The sequence below is a fragment of the Sphaerisporangium krabiense genome (assembly GCF_014200435.1).
Lineage (GTDB): Bacteria > Actinomycetota > Actinomycetes > Streptosporangiales > Streptosporangiaceae > Sphaerisporangium > Sphaerisporangium krabiense.
The window spans coordinates 252,088-269,331 of the sequence record NZ_JACHBR010000003.1 but is presented as its reverse complement, the minus strand read 5'-3'; the positions used below and the strand labels follow the sequence as shown (position 1 = coordinate 269,331).

Below are 17,244 nucleotides of genomic sequence, written 5' to 3'. Positions count from 1 at the left end.
AGGAAGACCGCGAATGTCGCACGACTCCCACGCCCGCGCCCGCAAGGTCGTCGCCAACATCTCGCTCTCCCTGGACGGCAGGGTCAGCGGTCCCGGCGGCGAGGCGGACATGAGCTGGATCGTCCCCCACGCCCTCACCGACGCCTCCCGCGACCACATGGTGCGGGTGACGGGCGCCGCCACCACCGTCCTGCTCGGCCGCAAGAACTACGAAGGCTTCGGCTCCTTCTGGCCGGCGGTCGCGGGCGACGACAACGCCGACCCCCGGGACCGCACCTTCGCCCGATGGCTCGACGAGACCGAGAAGGTCGTCTTCTCCTCGACCCTGACCGAGGCGCCGTGGCGGAACTCCCGGCTCGCCGAGGCCGATCCCGCCGCCGAGGTCAAACGGCTCCGCGAGCGGCCCGGCGGCGACATCATCGTCCTGGCCAGCGGCAGCGTCATCAAGGCCCTGCTGGCCGCGGACGAACTCGACCGGCTCAGCATCACACTCTGCCCCGAACTCGCCGGCGCCGGCGCCCGCCTGTTCGACGACGGCCTTCCCACGACATCCTGGTCCCTCACCGACCTGTCGACCACCGAGTCCGGCGCGATCTGCCTCATCTACGACCGCGTCAGAAACGCGGACTGACCTCCATGACGAGAACGGGCGATATCCCCTGGCACCTGATATCAGAAGCCACACAGCCCCGGCTTCTGATATCACGGTCCTGAGCTACGTACCGACCTCCGAGCCGCGGCGTCATGGTCACCTCCCGCCGCGACGGCAAGGAGGTGCTGTGTCGCGGCGATCGCGACAGCGTCGCCCGCATCCTCAGCGCACCAGCCCCGGTACCACGTTCAGGCCGTCCTTACGCAATGCGAAGAGTTCTCTGCTCTTGCCCGTCCGCACGTCCACCGCGTAGACCACGGACGGGGTCCCGCTCGGAGAATCGGGGACGGCCAGCACGGTCACCTCCGTGGCGTTCAACCAGGCCCCCAACCGCGAAGGACGGAGCCCCTCCGGTAGCCCGGAGATCGAGGTACGGCTCTCCCGACCGGCCTGCGTCGCATCGAAGGTCACGATGGATCCGTCTCCCTGCGCCATCGGTCGCCGATTCCGGTCGACGGTCTGTCCTAGTCGGGCGAGTGTCCGTCCGTCAGGTGCGAGGCCGCTGTAGTGGTACGTGAAGTCCTGGATGGTGATCGGGGCGTGGCCGAGCACCCATACCTGGCTGGTCATGTCGTACGGCTTGGCCAGCACGACGGGTCCCGGACCGTCCGAAACGCTCACCGGCCACCATCCCCGCTTGAGGTCGGTCACCGTCCCGCGTTCCACGTCCACCAGCTTGTTCGGCTCGCGCCGGCCGCCCCACCCGGACACGACGAACCGCAGCCCGTCAGGCGACAGCCGCAGCGCGTACTCGACCGCGAAGTCCTCTGCGGGCTGCTTCAACGGCGCCTGCCACGTCTTGCCGCTCGCCAGGTCGCGCACGACGATGCCGCGATGCTTCGCGCTGTAGTACGCGATCCTGCGGCCGTCCGCCGTGACCTCCAGCGGTCCGGTCGCCTCCTTGCCCAGTTGGTAGGTGTCGCCCTGGCGCGTCACGATGTGCCAAGGACTTCCGGCGCACGAGCCACCGAGGCAGCCCGGCCGGAAGGCCTGCTCCACCGGCCCGACTCCCTTCGCGGGCAACAGGGGGGCTTTCGTCTCCGGCGGTACGAACACGATCGGGGGCGTGGGCCGTACCCGCAGCAGCAGGGATCCGCCGCCCAGCGCGATCAGGCAGGTGACGGCGGCGGCCGCCACGGCCAGCCGGGTCGCGCGCCTCCTGCGCGCGCCCCGCACCGCCTGTGCCGCCAGATCGACGGTGGGCGCTTGCTCGGCCAGCGCGTGCAGGTCCTCGCGCAACGTGTGATTCATCGGTACACCTCCTTCGGGGTGAGCGCGCGCAGCTTGGACAGCGCGTAGCTGGTCTGGCTCTTGACAGTGCCGATCGAGACGCCCATGAGCTGCGCGGTCTCGTGCTCCGAGCGGTCTTCGTAGAAGCGCAGTACGATCACGGCCCGCTGCTTCGGCGTGAGCTTCGCCAGCGCGTTGCGCAGGGCGAGACGGCGCACGGTCGCCTCGTCGTGCTGCCCCGACTCGGCCGGCTCCGGCAGCTCGGCTCCCGGTAACTCGACCCGCTTGCGCCTGCGCCACGAGATGGCCTGATTCACCAGGGCTTTACGGGCGTACGCCTCGGGGTTACCGTCCTTGGCGAGTTTCGCCCAGTGGGAGGCGACACGGGTGAGGACCGTCTGCAAAAGGTCCTCGGCGAGATGGGGGTTCCCGGTGAGCAGGTACGCCGTCCGCATCAGCGACTGCTGACGCGTGCGTACGAACTCGTGGAACCCCTCGTAATGGTCCATGTATCGAACCAACTCCGGTGAGGGACTCCAGGTTGGAACGCCCAGCGTAATCTTCCGCGGACAAGGCCCCCGACTTCCGGGCCAGGCCCAGATTCGTGGACACGCGATGAGAGCCGCCAGGATGTCGCGCTTGGTCTCGGTCGAGGTGGCGGTGGGTGGGCTTCGCCGGGCTGACAGACTGCTGGCCATGGCGGAGGCGATCGAGTCGTGGGGCGACGGTGGACCGGTGCGGGTCGGCGTCCTCGGTTCGCTGGTGCTGGACACCGCCAGCGGCCCGACGCGGGTCGGCGGCGCGCGGCTGCGGGCGTTGCTGGCCCGGCTGGCCTTGGACGCCGGGCGTGCCGTCCGTCCGGCGACCTTGGTCGAGGCGCTGTGGGACGAGGCGGCACCGGCCGACCACCTGCACGCGCTGCAACTGCTGGTCTCCCGGTTACGGCGCGTGCTCGGCGACCCCGGGCTGCTCACCCTGGACCCGGCCGGGTACCGGCTGGCCGTCGAGCCGGACGCGATCGACGCCGTCCGTTTCGAGCGGCTGGCCCGCGCGGGCCGGCGGCTGTACGCGCAGGACCGCCCCGCCGAGGCCGCCGCCACGCTGCGGGAGGCGCTGAGCCTGTGGCGCGGCCCCGCCTTGGCGGACGTGCGCGAGGCGCCGTTCGCCGGCGCCGAGGCCGAGCGGCTGGAGCGGGCCCGGCCGGCCGCCCTGGAGGACCGGATCGAGGCCGAGCTCGCGCTGGGCGCCGACCTGGACCTGGTCGCCGAACTCGAAGCACTGACCGCCGCCCACCCGTTGCGCGAACGGCTGCACGCCCAGCTCATCCGTGCCCTGGCGCGGAACGGCCGCGGCGCCGAGGCGCTGGCCGCCTATCAGCGGATCCGCGACCTGCTGGCCGAAAGTTACGGCAGCGATCCCGGGCCGCTGCTCCAGGAGGCACACCTGGCGGTGTTGCGCGGCGGCCTGCCCCCTCCCCGCCGGTCGCACGGCGATCTGGACGTCCCGCTCACCAGCTTCGTGGGCCGCGACGAGGACGTCCGCCGCGTGGTCGGCCTGCTCGGCCGGGGCCGGCTGGTCACGCTGGTCGGTGCCGGGGGAGCGGGCAAGACCCGGCTGGCCAACAGCGTCGGCCGGCGGCTCTCGCCGTCCGGCGGGGTGTGGTTCGTCCCGCTGGCGCCGGTCGGCGCGGACGAGGTGCCCCGCGTGCTGCTCGACGTGGTGCGAGCGCGCCAGGAGGGCGCACCGCAGCGGCACGTCACCCCGGAGTCGGTCCTGGACCGCCTGGTCGAGTCGCTCGCGGACGACGATCTGGTGCTGGTGCTGGACAACTGCGAGCACGTGATCGAGGCCGTCGCGGCGCTCGCCGGCGCCCTGCTCGGCCGGTGCCCGAGACTGCGGGTGCTGGCCACCAGCCGGGAACCGCTGCGGATCGACGGGGAGACGCTGCACCCGGTGCTGCCGCTGGAGCTGCCCGAACCGGGGGCGACGGCGGAGCGGGCCCGAGCGTGCGCGGCGGTCCGGCTGTTCCACGACCGGGCCGCCGCGGTGCGGCCCGGCTTCACCGCCGAGGGTGACGCGCTGGCGGCGGTGGTGGAGATCTGCCGCCGCCTGGACGGCCTGCCGCTGGCGATCGAGCTGGCCGCGGCACGGCTGCGCGCCCTGCCGGTCGAGGCGGTCGCGGTACGGCTGGACGACCGGTTCCGGCTGCTCACCGCGGGCAGCCGCACCGCACTGCCGCGCCACAGGACCTTGCGCGCCGCGGTGGCCTGGAGCTGGGACCTGCTCGACCCCGACGAGCGGACGCTGCTGGAACGGCTGTCGGTCGTGCCCGGCGGCTTCACCGAGGACGCGGCGCAGGCGATCGGCCGGTCGGGCGAGGTCGGGGAGCTGCTGGCGGCGCTGGTCGACAAGTCCCTGCTGCACCCGGTGGAGCCCGCCGACCCGCTCGAACCGCGCTACCGCGTGCTGGAGACCATCCGGGAGTACGGCCTGGAGCGACTGGCCCGGCGCGCGGAGGCCGACCTCGTACGCGGATGGCACGCCGGGTTCTTCCTGAAGCTGGCCGAGACCGCGGATCCGCAGCTGCGCACGTCCGGCCAACTGCGCTGGCTGGCCCGCCTGTCGGCGGAACGGGACAACCTGTCGGCCGCGATCCGCTGGGCGGCCGAGTCGGGGGAGGCCGCCCTGGCGGTCCGGTTCGGCGTCGCGCTGAGCTGGTTCTGGTTCCTGCGGGACCATCCGCCGGAGTCGGTGGACCTGCTCGGCCGGGTGCTCCAGGTCCGCGGCCCGGCCGAGCCGCGGGCCCGCGCGCTGGTGGTGCTCGCGCACGCGCTCGCCACCACGGAGGCCGTCGGCCGGCCGGAGGAGGCGGAGGCGGCCTTCGCCCGGATCAGGACGGCGCTGGAGTGCGTCGCCCCCGGCGCCCACCCCATCGTGGAGATGGCCCGGTTGGCGCTGGCCATAGGCGCGGGCGACCGGGCGGCCTCGGAGGTGTCCCTGGAGGCGTGGACGGATCCGTGGCACCGGTCGCTGGCCCTGCTGGTCCGAGGCGTGGTGGCCATGAACACCGGGCGCGCCGCCGAGGCGAAGGACCTGCTGTCGCACGCGTTGGCCGGCTTCGAGGAGCTCGGCGAGCGGTGGGGCCTGGCCACCACGATGAGCACTCTGCACTCGGCGTCGCGGCGGGCCGGTGAACCGGACGGCGCGCCCGCGCTCGCCGAGCGGGCCACCCGGTACTTCCGGGAACTCGGCATGCCCGAGCACACGATGGAGAACGAGGTGGCGGCCGCGCTGCACCGGGCCCGGACCGGCGACGTGGCCGGCGGGCGGCGGCGGCTCACGGACCTGCTCGGCCAGGTGGAGCGGACCGGGTCGGCGGAGTCGCACGCGCAGGTGTGCCTGGGCCTGGCGCGGCTGGAATGGCGGGCCGGACGGCCAGGCGCGGCCCGCGAACACGCCCGGGCCGGCCTGGCCAAGGCGTCACCCGGCCGGGCCACCCCGCACCTGGCCGCGTTGCTGCTGGGCGTGCTCGCCCAGGTGGACGTCGCGGAGGGTCTCCCCGACGAGGCGATGCGCCGGCTCGACCACCCGGCGGTGCACCTGACGCTGACCTGGCACACGCCGGTCGCGGCCTCGATCGCGAACGTGGTCGCCGCGATCGAGCTGTGCCGCGGGCGGGCGGCGCGGGCGGGACGGCTGCTCGGGGCCGCCACCGTGCTGCGCGGCTGGGACGACCTCGATGACACCGGCATACCGCTGACCACGCGGCGGGCCACGGCCGCCCTCGGCGCCGCCGAGTTCGCGGCCGCGCACGCCGCGGGCGCGGCGATGTCGCGGTCCGAGGCCGAGCACCTGGTGTCCACGACCATCACCGCACCCCGCACGGGAAGCGCAAAGGAAGCGGTCGGCGGGGCGGCGACAACGCGTTGAGAGCGGTTTGAGAGTGGCGGGTCGGAGGGTGGGGTCGTCCGCGTCACTTATCAACCCGGAGGAACGGGTCAATGTCTCAACGTGTTCTCTCGTCGGATCGTGCGGTGCGGTCACGGGTGCCGCGCGTGGTCACGGCGTCGGCGCTGGTCGTGAGCCTGGCGCTGGCGGCGACGCCGGCCGTCGCCGCGGCCACGCCGGCCGCGGGCCGGAGCGACACCACGGCGCAGCGCGCGCGGCTCCAGGAGCTCGCGCGCAAGCTGGTGGACGCCGGGGCGCCCGGCGTGATCGTGCGGGTCGACGACGGCCGTGGCCGGCCGGTCGAGATCGCCGCGCAGGCCCCCTGGACCAGACGGGATCACCTGCTGACCGCGGCGGACGAGTACCGGATGGGCTCCAACACCAAGACCATGATGGCCACGCTCGTGCTGCAACTGGTCGCCGAGGGCAGGCTCGCCCTGGCCGACCCGGTGGACAAGTGGCTGCCGGGCAAGGTGCCGGGCGGTACGGCGATCACGTTGCGCATGCTGCTCAACCACACCAGCGGCCTGTTCGACTACACCAAGGACGCCGCGATGCGGCGGTCGATGCTCGGCACGGACCGGCGGCGGTGGACCTCGGAGAAACTGCTCGCCCTGGGGGTGAAGCACGCCCCGCTGTTCGCGCCGGGCGCGAAATGGTCGTACAGCAACACCAACTACGCCGCGATCGGCGCCGTCCTGGAGCGGGTCACCGGGGCGAGCCTGGCCGATCTCGTACGGGACCGGATCGCGCGGCCGCTCGGCCTCGAACACACCTACTTCGCCACCGACGGCACCTGGCGTGGCACTCATGCCCACGGCTACGAACCGGACGCCGCCCACATGCCGCCGGGCGTGCCGGCCGGGTTCCGGCACTTCGCCGGGCCGCGCCGCCACGGTCACGTGGACGTCTCCGGCAATGACCCCGGTTGGGGCGGGGCGGCCGGCGCGGTGGTGTCCAGCACGCGGGACTGGTCCCGGTTCTTCACCGCGCTGATGTCCGGCACGCTGCTCCCCGCCGCCCAACTGGCACAGATGCGCACCACCGTGCCGGTGGACCCGCGGCAGCCGGACGGGCCCGGCTACGGGCTGGGCATCCAGACCGGCCCCCACCCGTGCGGCACGTTCTGGGGGCACGACGGCGGCATCCCCGGTTACCTCACCGTCAACGTCACCGACCGCGCCGGCGGCCGCACGGCGATGGTCCTCGTCGCGACGGAGTCCTGGATCGAGTTCGAGACCGACCCGAAGATCGCCGAGGCCGCCGGCGCGCTGCAGACCGCCGCGATCTGCGCGATGTTCGGCAAGCCGGCGCCGGCCGCTGGTTAGAGGACGGTTGTGACGCCGGCGAGCCCGTTCAGGGCCTGCGGCCGTGGAAGGTGCGGCGCAGGTCGTTCACCCAGGCGTCGGGGTTCTCCCAGGGGATGAAGTGGCCGCCGTGGTCGTGGGCGTTGACGTTGACGTGGTTGAACCAGCCGCCCTGCGGGCCGGTCTTGAACGCCTGGACGCGCTCGGCGGCGGTGTGGATGCCGGGCGGGTTCTCGTAGGTGACGAAGGTGAGGCCGACGGGGGCCTGCACGACGGGGGTGCGGTCGTGGGCGGGGGCCCAGGGGTAGCGGTTGGCGTTGGCGTAGTAGCGCATCGACGTGGCGATGGAGTTGTTCACCCAGTAGATCGTGGCGTGGGTGAGCAGGTCGTCCTTGGTGAAGACGGTTTCGACGTCGCCGCCGTTGTCGCTCCAGGCGTTCCAGCGCTCCAGCAGCCAGGCGAGCAGTCCGGCGGGTGAGTCGCTCAGCCCGTGGGCCAGGGTGGCGCCGTCGAGCATGTGCACGGCGAGGTGGCACGCCGAGCGGTGGTCCAGCTCGACGATCCGGGCGCGGACGTCGGCGGGCTGGTCGTCGGTGAGGGGGCGGTTCCGGGCGAAGTCCCAGGCCCGGGGGCCGGTGAAGAAGTCGAGCGGCAGCCCGGAGCCGATGTGGATGCCGTACAGCTCGCCGGCGTACTTGTGGCCGAGCTGGCTGGAGACGATCCCGCCGATGTCGCAGCCCCCGGCGGCGTACTTCTCGTAGCCCAGGGTCTCGGTCATCAGGGTGTGCCAGAGGTCGGAGACCTTCCAGAAGTTGACGTCCGGGAAGCCGGTGAGCGGGCCGGGGAAACCGAAGCCGGGCAGGGACGGCACGATGACGTCGAAGGCGTCGGCGGGGTCACCGCCGAACGCGGCCGGGTCGGCGAGCGGGTCGATCACCTTCGACCAGTGCCAGAACGTCCACGGCCAGCCGTGGGTGAGGATCAACGGAATCGGACGCGGGCCGCGGCCGGGCTTGCGCATGAAGTGCACCGGGACGTCGGCGACGCTCACCTGGTAGTGCTCGTAGACGTTGATCGCGGCCTCGGCCTTGCGCCAGTCGTAGCCGTCCCGCCAGTAGGCGACCAGCTCACGCAGGTAGCCGTCCGGCACGCCGTAGGACCAGTCCTCGTTCCCCTCGTCCAGCGGCGGACGGGTCAACGCCAGACGGGCGCGCAGGTCATCGAGGACCTCGTCGGGCACATGGATCGGAACGGGCGTCAGAGGGAAGGCGTGCGGGGTGCTCATCGCGAGGTTCCTTACTCGGGGTGTGCCGTCGGCCTGCTGGGCGGCGAACCGTGACGGCCTTCCGCCAGAACTCTCCGGCCGTCCGGCCCGTCGGCGAACGACCGAATGACGACAGGCACCGCGAGCGCCCAACGAACCAGGACATTCCGGTGCGAAGATGCGTCGCCAATCCAATCACATCCGACGTCGCGATGCTGTGGCGCATGCGGAGCACAGCTGTTCACCGGCGCGTGAAGCGGGGCCGCAGGCCGGGGCCTTCAGGACAGGAACCGGTCGAGCATCGTCGTCAGGGCGGCCCTCACGGGCCGGAGGTGAAGAACGCGGCCAGCTGCTCCAGGCCCCGCTCGCCGAACATCGTGTCCAGGCTGGCGGCGGACTCGGCGGCGGACGCCTCGCCGCGCGAGAAGAGTGCCTCCTCGTACGCGGCCAGGGCGGCCTCGGTGTCGCCGGGATGGGCGGCGATGGCCAGGGCGAGTTCGGCGCCGTCGACCATGGCGAGGTTGGCGCCCTCCCCGGCGAAGGGGGACATCAGGTGGGCGGCGTCACCGAGCAGCGTCATGCCTGGGACGCGGTCCCAGCGGTGCCCGACGGGCAGGGCGTGGATACGGCGCGGGATGATCGTGTCCGCGTCGGCGACCAGGCCGCGCAGGCCCTCGTCCCAGCCCTCGAAGTGGGCGAGGACCGCGGCCTTGGCGGCGGCCTGGTCGGTGAAGTCGACCGTGTCCAGCCAGCCTTCGTCGATCTTGAGTGCCGTGTAGACGTGGAGGCTGCCGTCGGTCTCCCGGTGCGCGAGAACACCGCGTTCGTGCCCCACGGCGATGAAGAACCCGCCGCCGATGAGCGCGGCGCCGCGCGGGTGGCGGGTGTCGGCGTCGAAGAGGTCGGTCTCGACGAAGGAGATGCCGGTGTAGGCGGGCCTGGCGTCCGATACCAGCGGCCTGATCCGGGACCAGGCGCCGTCCGCGCCGATCAGGAGATCGGTGGTGATGGTCGAGCCGTCGGCGAACGTCACCTCGTGGCGCCCGTCGCCCAGCGCCCGGGCACCGGTGACCTTTCGTCCCCAGTGGACCGTGCCGCCGGGCAGAGAGGCGAGCAGCAGGTCACGCAGGTCGCCGCGGTCCACCTCCGGCCGGTCGCCGGTGTCGTCGTCCTGCTCGGCCACGTGCACCGTGCCGTCGGGGCCGAGCAGGCGCATGGCCTGTCCGCCCTCGTGGACGATCTGCAGGAAGTCGTCGTGGAGGCCGGCGGTGTGCAGTGCCTTCTGCCCGCTGTCCTCGTGGATGTCGAGCATCCCGCCCTGGGTACGGGCCGCCGCCGACGCCTCCCGTTCGAAGATCACCGACTCGATGCCCTTGACGTGCAGGACACGGGCGGCGGTCAGGCCGCCGAGCCCTCCGCCGATGATCGCGACAGGAGAATGACTCGTGCTCATGGGGCTGCCTCCGGAAGAAGTAGGGGAGCACCTCTGTCCGCCGAGTGATCGCCGCCGACGCCGCACGGCCCTTCGAAGGGCGGTGTCCGCGACGGGGCGGCAAGCGATGCCTCGGCCACTCCCGTCAGCGTAACGAACATGTTCGTTGCGAACAAGTTCGTCGAATCGAGCGCCGACAGCGGGCGGCGAGATCTCGGCTCCCAAGCCCCCTCCGCCGACAGGGCGGCCCACGCGCCCAGAGCTCAGTCCACTGTGCCCGGAACCGGCGTGTGCGTGATGCCGTTGACGAGGACGTCGAAGCTCCAGTGCATCCTGTCCCGCACCGAGCCGCCGATCAGGGCGGGCATGTGCGCGGTGATCGCCGGATGCGTGGTGGCGTCCACGGCGTGCAGCGCATCCACGGCGGCGTTCCAGTCGTCCTCGGAGGCGGGGTCGTGCTCGTGCGTCGCGTGCTCGGCAGCGGTGACCGTCGCATCCTGGAGCAGTTTGTCCACCCCCCAGGCGACCTGTTCGCGGCCGACGCCACTGCACGAAAGGAGAGCCAGGATGCGCTCCACCAGACGCAGATAGTTCTCCCCGCTCGGGCGGGCGACGAGCGCGGCCCGCGCGAGCTGCGGGTGCTCGAACAGCACCAGGGTGTACGACGTCATGACGGCACGGAGCTGCTCGCGCCAGTCCTCACCGCCGTCCCGTCCGGTCAGGTCGACCTCGCCGAGCAGAGCATCCAGAACGGCCGCGTGCAGCTCGGCGGTGTTGGCGACGTAGACGTACAGCGACGCCGGGCCGGTGTCCAACTCCTGCGCCAGGCGGCGCATCGTGACCTTCCCCAGCCCCTCCGCTCGCATGATCCGCGCGGCGGCGTCCACGATCCCGCGCCGAGACAGTGCGGGCTTCGCCGGACGCTCCCGGCGGCTGATCGGCTCTCTTCTCCCACTCACGACCCGATCGTAACGAACATGTTCGCGATGACCCGGCGTGGTACCGGCCGGCGGGGGTCCCGGTAACGGGACGAGGGATGTCCGGTTGTTGGCGCCGTTCCCAGGGCGCCGGCCACGTCCCGCCGTCGATGCCTGTTCCGCCGGTCACCGCTGGATCAGCTCCTGAGTCCGAACGCTTGCTTGGCCAGTTCGATGTGGCTGCGCTGCGCGCTGTCCAGAGTGCGCGGTCCGCCGGTCCGCAGGTCGTTCATCGCCCTCATCAGCCAGCCCAGCGACGTCCTGGCGCGGAAGAACGCGTCCGCTTCGGGGGTCGTGCTCGCGCCGCCGGTGCCGGCGTACGCCTGCCGGAAGACGTCTTGGAGCTCGGCTATCTCGGGAGGCGTCAGCTTGAGGTTGACGCTGTAGTGCGCCACCTGCTGGGCGAAGTTGGCGACGTCCCGGGACGGAGCGCCCATGGGCCGGCCGCGGGCGTCGATGGAGAAGTGCAGCGTCGTGGTGTCGATCATCGTGACCCCGGTCGCCGGGTTGTAGAAGTAGTTGCCGGGATGGGAGTCGCCGTGCACCAGGGCCGCCCCGCCGGGGTTCGCCCGGAACCCGGCGACCAGCGTGTCGATTCTCGACTGCAGCTCGGCCACGTCGATTCCCACCCTGGCCAGCTCGGTGCGAAGACCGGTCAGCTGGGAACGCCTGCGGAGCATGTCGTCGATGTGCCGCCCCATGAACGCGGGTGCGACCGCGCCGCCTGAGCCGGTCGGGGCGTTGTGCAGCCTGGCGAGCGTGCGTGCGATCCCCGCGACCGCCGCATGGAGTTGCCCCAGCTGTCGTCGACGTTCCGGGCCCGCCGGGGTGGCCCCGGTCTCGCGCATCATCCCCTCGACGTCCTTGCCGGAGGCCGGGCTCAGTACCACCATGCCGGCGGCCCCGGGCTTCTTCGACGTGCGGGCGACGCCCAGCGCGTACACGGCCCGGCCGTCCACGATCCGCACCCTGCCGAGCCGGGCCAGCGCCGACAGTTCCATGGCGAACTCCTCCCGGTTCGGGAAGATCTTCAGCACGCCGAGAAGCGTGTTCCCGGCATCGAGGATCCGCAGGACCGGCGCGCCGGAGAACCCGCCGCCGACGGGGGCCAGGGTGATGTCACCGGCGGCGTTGACGACCTGCCGGGCGAACCGCCTCATCGCCGGCTCCACCCGCGGCACCACCGGCAGTGATTCCATCAGCCTGCCGAGGGCGTCCGGCTCGACGCCCCCCGTTCCCGTCCGTGTTCCGGCCGCGCGTTTCGATGCCTGGCTGGTGAAGAAGCGCCGTCGTGCCACGCTGGTCGCGGCCTTGGCCCCGCCCTCGTCCAGGATCTGCTGCCGGCCCTCGCCGAGGGGCGTTCCGTCGCGCCTCAGCTCGCGCCAGTACCCGGGGACCGGTGCCTGCAGGATGCGCAGCGGGTCGTCGCCCCATTCCATGCCGTGGAATCTCAGGGGGAGCTTCCTGCGCAGGTTGGCCTCGGTCTCCCGCACCGCGGGGAGCTCGATGTCGACGAGCACCGAACCGGTCGCGTACTGCCGCAGGAAGATGTGGATCTCCTTGCGCAGCCGGCTCGCGTAGCGCTCCGAGAACGCCTGCCACACCGGACGGACGACGGGCCAGTTGTCGAGCAGGACCAGCCCCTGCGTGACGTTGTAGAACTCCTGCGCCTCCAGCGTCACGAACCCGAGGGTTATGGCGTAGTCGCTGAGGTCCTCGCCCTTCGACCAGAGCGCGCCCTTGCCCGGCGGGATCCGCATGGTCGTCATCAGCGCGTCCGCGACGACCTCGAAGTGCGCCGCGTTCCTGTCCCGGAGGCCCGCGATGACCAGGTACCACAAGCGCTCCGCCCGCACGGTGGAGAGTTTGATCTTGGCCGCGCCCGCCATCCACTTGGGGCGCTCCGGATGGTCGTACGGAACCCGCAGGTGGACGTCGGTCAGGTGGACGAAGCTGTAGACCACACGGCCTCGCGCCGTGGTCTTCTTGGTGAGCTTGCCCTCCTTGACCCACTGCTCGGCGTACTTGCGCGCCTGCGTCTCGCCCAGCCGAAGGACCTTCGCCAGTCCTGGCACGGGATCGCCCATCGTGCCGGGCATCTCGGTGAGGGCGAACGCGCGGTTCGTCTCCTTGAAGACCTTCTTCGCGTCGAGCAGGTACTGGTCGGTCGCCAGGTGCTCGAACCTGGCGCGCGGGTTGATCGCGCCGTCGAAGACGAAGAGCACGGCGGCGCCGGACCTGGGGTGGACGGCCACGGACAGCAGGGTCAGGCGGTGCCGCCTTTTGATCGCGGGCAGCCCGCGCCGCACGGCGTCCACGTCACCGGGGGTGCGGTCGGCCAGTCGCCCCGCCTCGTGTAGCGCGGCCATGAGCTCCCGGCGCAGCCGTTCCGGCGACGTTTCGTCCTTCCTGCGCTTCTTGCGCTGGTCGGTTCTTCTCGGGGGTCTGCGCCGATCGTGCACGCGCGGCCTGCGCCGCGGGGTGATCGGGCGGCCGTCCGGGGCGCCTCCGGGTCCGCGGGGCTTCCTCGAGCGGGGTTTGATCTTCGCCCAGAGCTTCTTGACCAGGTCGACGATCTTGTCGATGACCCGGTCGATGGCGCGGTTCACCGGACGGGAGAGCTTCTGGAAGACCTGCCGCACCTTGCCGGCGATGCCGCCGATGCCCAAGAGCGCGGCCAGGGCGCCGATCAGCACCGGGATGGAGCGGGCCAGCGCGCGTTCCACCAGGGCGGGTACGCCGCCGCTGCCGCCGCGTGCGATGGCGATGACGGCGTCGAGCACCGCGTTGACGAAGTCGATGATCTGGCGGGCGTTGGTGACGATGAACCGGACGATGTCGATGATCATCTTGACCGCGCGGACGAACGCCGAGGCCGGGTTGAACAGCGACAGGATCCAGGTGACGCCGGCCATGATGATGGTCGGCAGCAGGTAGGAGACCAGGTTCCCGATCAGTTCCTTCTTCAGGTCGCCGACCCGCGTTCTCAGGTCCTCGTACATGCCGGCCACGCCGCGGCGTTTGACCTGGGCGACCAGCGGCACGGCCGTCTCGGCGGCCGTGATGGCCTGGTCGGGGACCCTGCGGGCCAGGCGGGCGCGGATGTTGGGCCACGACAGGCCCAGCATCGCGGCGATCATGGTCAGGATGCCGAGGACGTCGAAGCTGCCCGGCAGTTGGAGACCGGCGGCGGCCGCGGAGCCCAGCAGCCACGCGAGGACGCCTTGCTCCAGGTGGCGGCCGGCGTTCTTCATGAACAGCCGCAGGCCGCCGCCGACGGCGGTGACCAGGTTGCCGAGGAAGCCGATCGGGTCCCGCAGGATCGCCTCGATCGCGGTCACGGCCTTGCGCAGGACGCCCATCAGCATGCGGCCCAGTTCGAGGATCGCCTCGATCGCGCCGCCGACGGCGTCCACGGCCTTGGCGACCAGGCCCTTGTTCTTCTCCTTCTCCGCCGCTATCTCCTCGTCGACCGCCTTGACGGCGTCGGTGTACTTGGTGGCCAGGGTGTCGACGAGTTCGGTGCCCTTGTCGTTGACCGTGTCCTTCAACTCGTCGAACCTGCCGGCGAAGTCGGCCGCCGCTTCCCGGCCGATGGCGCGCAGGTCGGCCGGCAGCTTGTCCACCGCGGCCTTCAGGTCCTTGCGGCCGGTCGCGATGCGGTCCTTGGCGCGGCGCAGTTCCCGCTCCACCGTGCCGGCGATGTCGGTGATGATCTGGTTCATCGCCGTCAGGTAGTTGTCGCGGGCCCGCTCGTAGATCCGGTCGGCCTCCTCGGGCAGGCCCGCGAACAGGTCCCTGGTCCACCGCAGCCAGCCGTCCCAGCCGCCGTACCGCTCGTCCTTGTAGCGGCGCATCCCCTCCTCGTGCTCGGTGGTGAAGCGGTCTCGTGCGCGCCTCTCCTTCGTGGTGAACTCCTCGTCGACCTTCTTGTCCAGGTCGGACAGGATCTTCTCGACGTCGGTCTTGGCCTGGTCGAAGACCTTCTGCAGGAGGTCGGTGACCTGGTGCCGCCTGTCCTCGTCGCGGCTCTTGGCGCCGGCCTTGCCGGTGCCGACCTGCTTGCCGGTGGACACACGGGTGGCGTGGATGCCCGCCATCGCGGCCGAACCCTGCGCCGCGGCGGTGTTCCTGACGTTGGTGAGTTCGCGGGACTCGCCGGCGCGCAGCTGTTTCGGGGCGGCCGCCGCGTGCGCCTCCATCGCCTTCTTCTCCCGTACCGCCTTGTCGAAGGCGGGTTCCCGGGAGTTCTTGAACGCCAGCTGCCGCTCGGTGACCTTCGCCTCGGCCATCTGCCGGTCGACCCGCTGCGGGCCGGCCGACATGTCCGTGGCCGAGGCGGGCAGCGGGTCGGGGACGGCGTTGCCGGGGTTCGGGACGCCCGGCCGGGCCGGCACGTTGTCCGGGCGCATCGGGACGACCTGCTTGGCGTCCGGCGCCGGCTGCGGCACCGCCGCCGTGGTGTCGGCGATCTCCCGCGCCGAGGCGTCCTTGCCCGCGCCGACCTTGCCCTGGACCTCGGTCTTGACCTCCGCGGCCTTCCCGGACTCGCCGAACTTGTCCGCTTCGTCAAGGTTCTTCGGCGCACGGTCGGCGACCGCCTTGGTGACCGCGTCGATGAACGCCTGCTTGTCGAACTCCTTGGGCTCGGCCGCGTCCATGACCTCGGCGTGCGCCGCCTTGCCGCGGGCCTCACGATCGTCGGCCGGTGGCACCGCCGCGGCCTGTGCCGCACCGGCCTCGGCCGTCGCCGGCGGGTGACTGGAGCCGATGGTCTTCTTCTTGGCGGCGACGTCCTTCTTCAGCGCCTGGAACTTCGGGTCCGCGCCCGGTGAGCGCCGGCCGGCGGCCTTCTCCTTGCCCGCCCCCTTGTCCGGGCGCTCCGCGGTGGAGGTGTCCCTCACGGCCTGCTCCCGCTCGGGGACGGCCGCGGGCGGCGCGGCGGCCTTCGGACCGATGGGCGAGGCCGGTGGTTTCCGCGCCGCGGGGGCGGGCGCGGCGGCACCGGGCAGGGGGGCGCCCGGCGCGGGGGAGCGGGGCACGGCGGGCGCCGGAGCCGACGTGGCGCCGCTCGCCACGGCCTGGTTGCCGACCAGGTTCTGCCCGGCCAGCAGGATCTGCGCGCTCCACGCGGCCGGTCCCGGTTCCGTGCCACGTGGCGCAGCGCCCAGGGCCGTCACCGCCGCGTTGCCCATCAGCGTGTGGGCGCGGACGACGTCCGCGGGGCCGGAGTCCTTGGCGGGGTTTCGGGTGTCCGGGTGGCGCAGGCGCACCGCCGGCGCCACCACCGGCGCGGGCGGTCGTGGACCGCGGGCCTTCACGGGAGCGGGCATCGGCGCCTTCGCTGATCAGGAACCAGGAGGGCCTCAGGATGTCACCCTGCCCATCGCGGGACCGCGATCCGGGCGTCACCGAGGCGTCGCGGGGACCTTCACGTCGTCAGGCTGTTCAGGACGGACAGGATCTCCTCCCGTGCGTGACCCGTGGCCGAGCCCAGCAGTTCACGCAGCGGCTCGATCGCCCGGTGGACGCCCAGCCGGCCCGCCGCCCGGACCGCGCGGCGATCCGCGTGCAGGCGGAGCAGGACGAGGTTCTCCACGAGGGTGCGTTCCCGGCCGGTCAGCTCGCCCAGTCCTTCGACGCGGAAGTCGGCCCTGGTGCTGTCGATGCTGTCGATGAACCGGCGAAGCGGCCGGTTCCTCATGTCGGCATGCCAGGTCAGCCCCAGTTCCTCGGAGGTCTTGCCCGCCTCCCACTCGGCGAGCACCGCGCGCAGCTCCGCGGCGGCCTCGTCTCGCACGGTCGCCAGGGACGACAGCAACCGGCCGCGGATGCTCAGCAGCACCTCACCCAGCGCCGTCTCCTCGCCGTCCAGGCCCACCACGCGCAGCAGGGCGTAGGTCGCCTCCGACCGGGCGGTACTGTCCGGATCGGTCGACGCCACCTCCAGCAGGAGTTCCTTGTCCGGGTCCGGAAGCCCGGCCAGGAGCCGGGCGGCGCCGCCGCGGTCGGTTCCGGTGCCCTCATGCGCGCGCAGGATCCGCACGAGAGCGGCGCGGCCCGCGTCGTCGTCCAGCCTGAGCAGCGCTCCGGCCGCGAAGACCCGCATGGCGGGCTCTGCCGCCTCGGTGGTCGCCTCGATGAGCGCGGGAATGGCGCGGACGCAGCCCGCGTCGGCGAGGGCGACCGCCGCCCGGCCGTCGTTCTCGGCGAGCTTGGCGATGAGGATGTCCTCCGCCTCGATTCGCTCCGCACCGTCCAGCAGGTACAGCGCCTCGATGCCGGGGATCTCGTCGAGTGAGTCACGGGTGAACGCCACGGGCGTGTTCACCCCCGCCAGGAATTCCTGGAACGCCTCCGAACGCGCCATGGCCACCAGCCTCATCTCAGGACTCGCCGTGCTCACACCGGGCCGCGACGCGGCGCGGGGCGGG

General features: G+C 72.1%; 10 protein-coding genes. 3 read left to right on the top strand and 7 right to left on the bottom strand.

Going from position 1 to position 17,244, the window contains the following annotated elements:
* Positions 1-13: 13 nt before the first annotated feature.
* Positions 14-631, top strand: coding sequence for a dihydrofolate reductase family protein (locus BJ981_RS36195; protein WP_184618010.1), 618 nt, complete (start codon positions 14-16; stop codon positions 629-631).
* A gap of 183 nt (positions 632-814) precedes the next feature.
* Here BJ981_RS36195 and BJ981_RS36190 read toward each other — a convergent pair whose 3' ends face one another.
* Together BJ981_RS36190 and BJ981_RS36185 are read right to left on the bottom strand one after the other, a co-directional pair.
* Positions 815-1,903: a hypothetical protein gene (locus BJ981_RS36190; RefSeq protein WP_184618009.1), complete on the bottom strand. Its 1,089-nt coding sequence runs from the start codon at positions 1,901-1,903 to the stop codon at positions 815-817.
* Positions 1,900-2,391 (bottom strand): SigE family RNA polymerase sigma factor, encoded by a 492-nt coding sequence (locus BJ981_RS36185; protein ID WP_184618008.1) that lies wholly within the window; start codon positions 2,389-2,391, stop codon positions 1,900-1,902. The genes BJ981_RS36190 and BJ981_RS36185 overlap by 4 nt, the downstream gene beginning before the upstream one ends.
* 187 nt (positions 2,392-2,578) lie before the next feature.
* Here BJ981_RS36185 and BJ981_RS36180 point away from each other — a divergent pair, with 187 nt between their 5' ends.
* Entirely contained in the window at positions 2,579-5,812 is a 3,234-nt protein-coding gene (locus BJ981_RS36180) for an AfsR/SARP family transcriptional regulator (RefSeq protein ID WP_184618007.1), read from the top strand.
* Between the two features lie 104 nt (positions 5,813-5,916).
* The gene (locus tag BJ981_RS36175; protein WP_239139075.1) at positions 5,917-7,158 is read left to right on the top strand and encodes a serine hydrolase domain-containing protein; all 1,242 of its coding nucleotides are present in this window, start codon (positions 5,917-5,919) and stop codon (positions 7,156-7,158) included.
* A 28-nt stretch (positions 7,159-7,186) separates the two neighbouring features.
* On the opposite strand, the gene BJ981_RS36170 is transcribed toward BJ981_RS36175, so the two are convergent.
* The 5 genes from BJ981_RS36170 to BJ981_RS36150 form a co-directional block, all read right to left on the bottom strand.
* Entirely contained in the window at positions 7,187-8,422 is a 1,236-nt protein-coding gene (locus tag BJ981_RS36170; protein WP_184618005.1) for an epoxide hydrolase family protein, read from the bottom strand.
* Positions 8,423-8,720: 298 nt separating this feature from the next.
* A complete protein-coding gene (locus BJ981_RS36165; protein ID WP_184618004.1) occupies positions 8,721-9,854 on the bottom strand; it encodes an FAD-dependent oxidoreductase in 1,134 nt (377 codons plus the stop codon).
* Positions 9,855-10,096: 242 nt separating this feature from the next.
* A complete protein-coding gene (locus BJ981_RS36160; RefSeq protein ID WP_184618003.1) occupies positions 10,097-10,792 on the bottom strand; it encodes a TetR/AcrR family transcriptional regulator in 696 nt (231 codons plus the stop codon).
* Between the two features lie 155 nt (positions 10,793-10,947).
* Positions 10,948-16,143: a phosphotransferase gene (locus BJ981_RS36155; RefSeq protein ID WP_184618002.1), complete on the bottom strand. Its 5,196-nt coding sequence runs from the start codon at positions 16,141-16,143 to the stop codon at positions 10,948-10,950.
* A 98-nt stretch (positions 16,144-16,241) separates the two neighbouring features.
* Positions 16,242-17,180: a HEAT repeat domain-containing protein gene (locus BJ981_RS36150; protein ID WP_184618001.1), complete on the bottom strand. Its 939-nt coding sequence runs from the start codon at positions 17,178-17,180 to the stop codon at positions 16,242-16,244.
* Between the last annotated feature and the right edge of the window lie 64 nt (positions 17,181-17,244).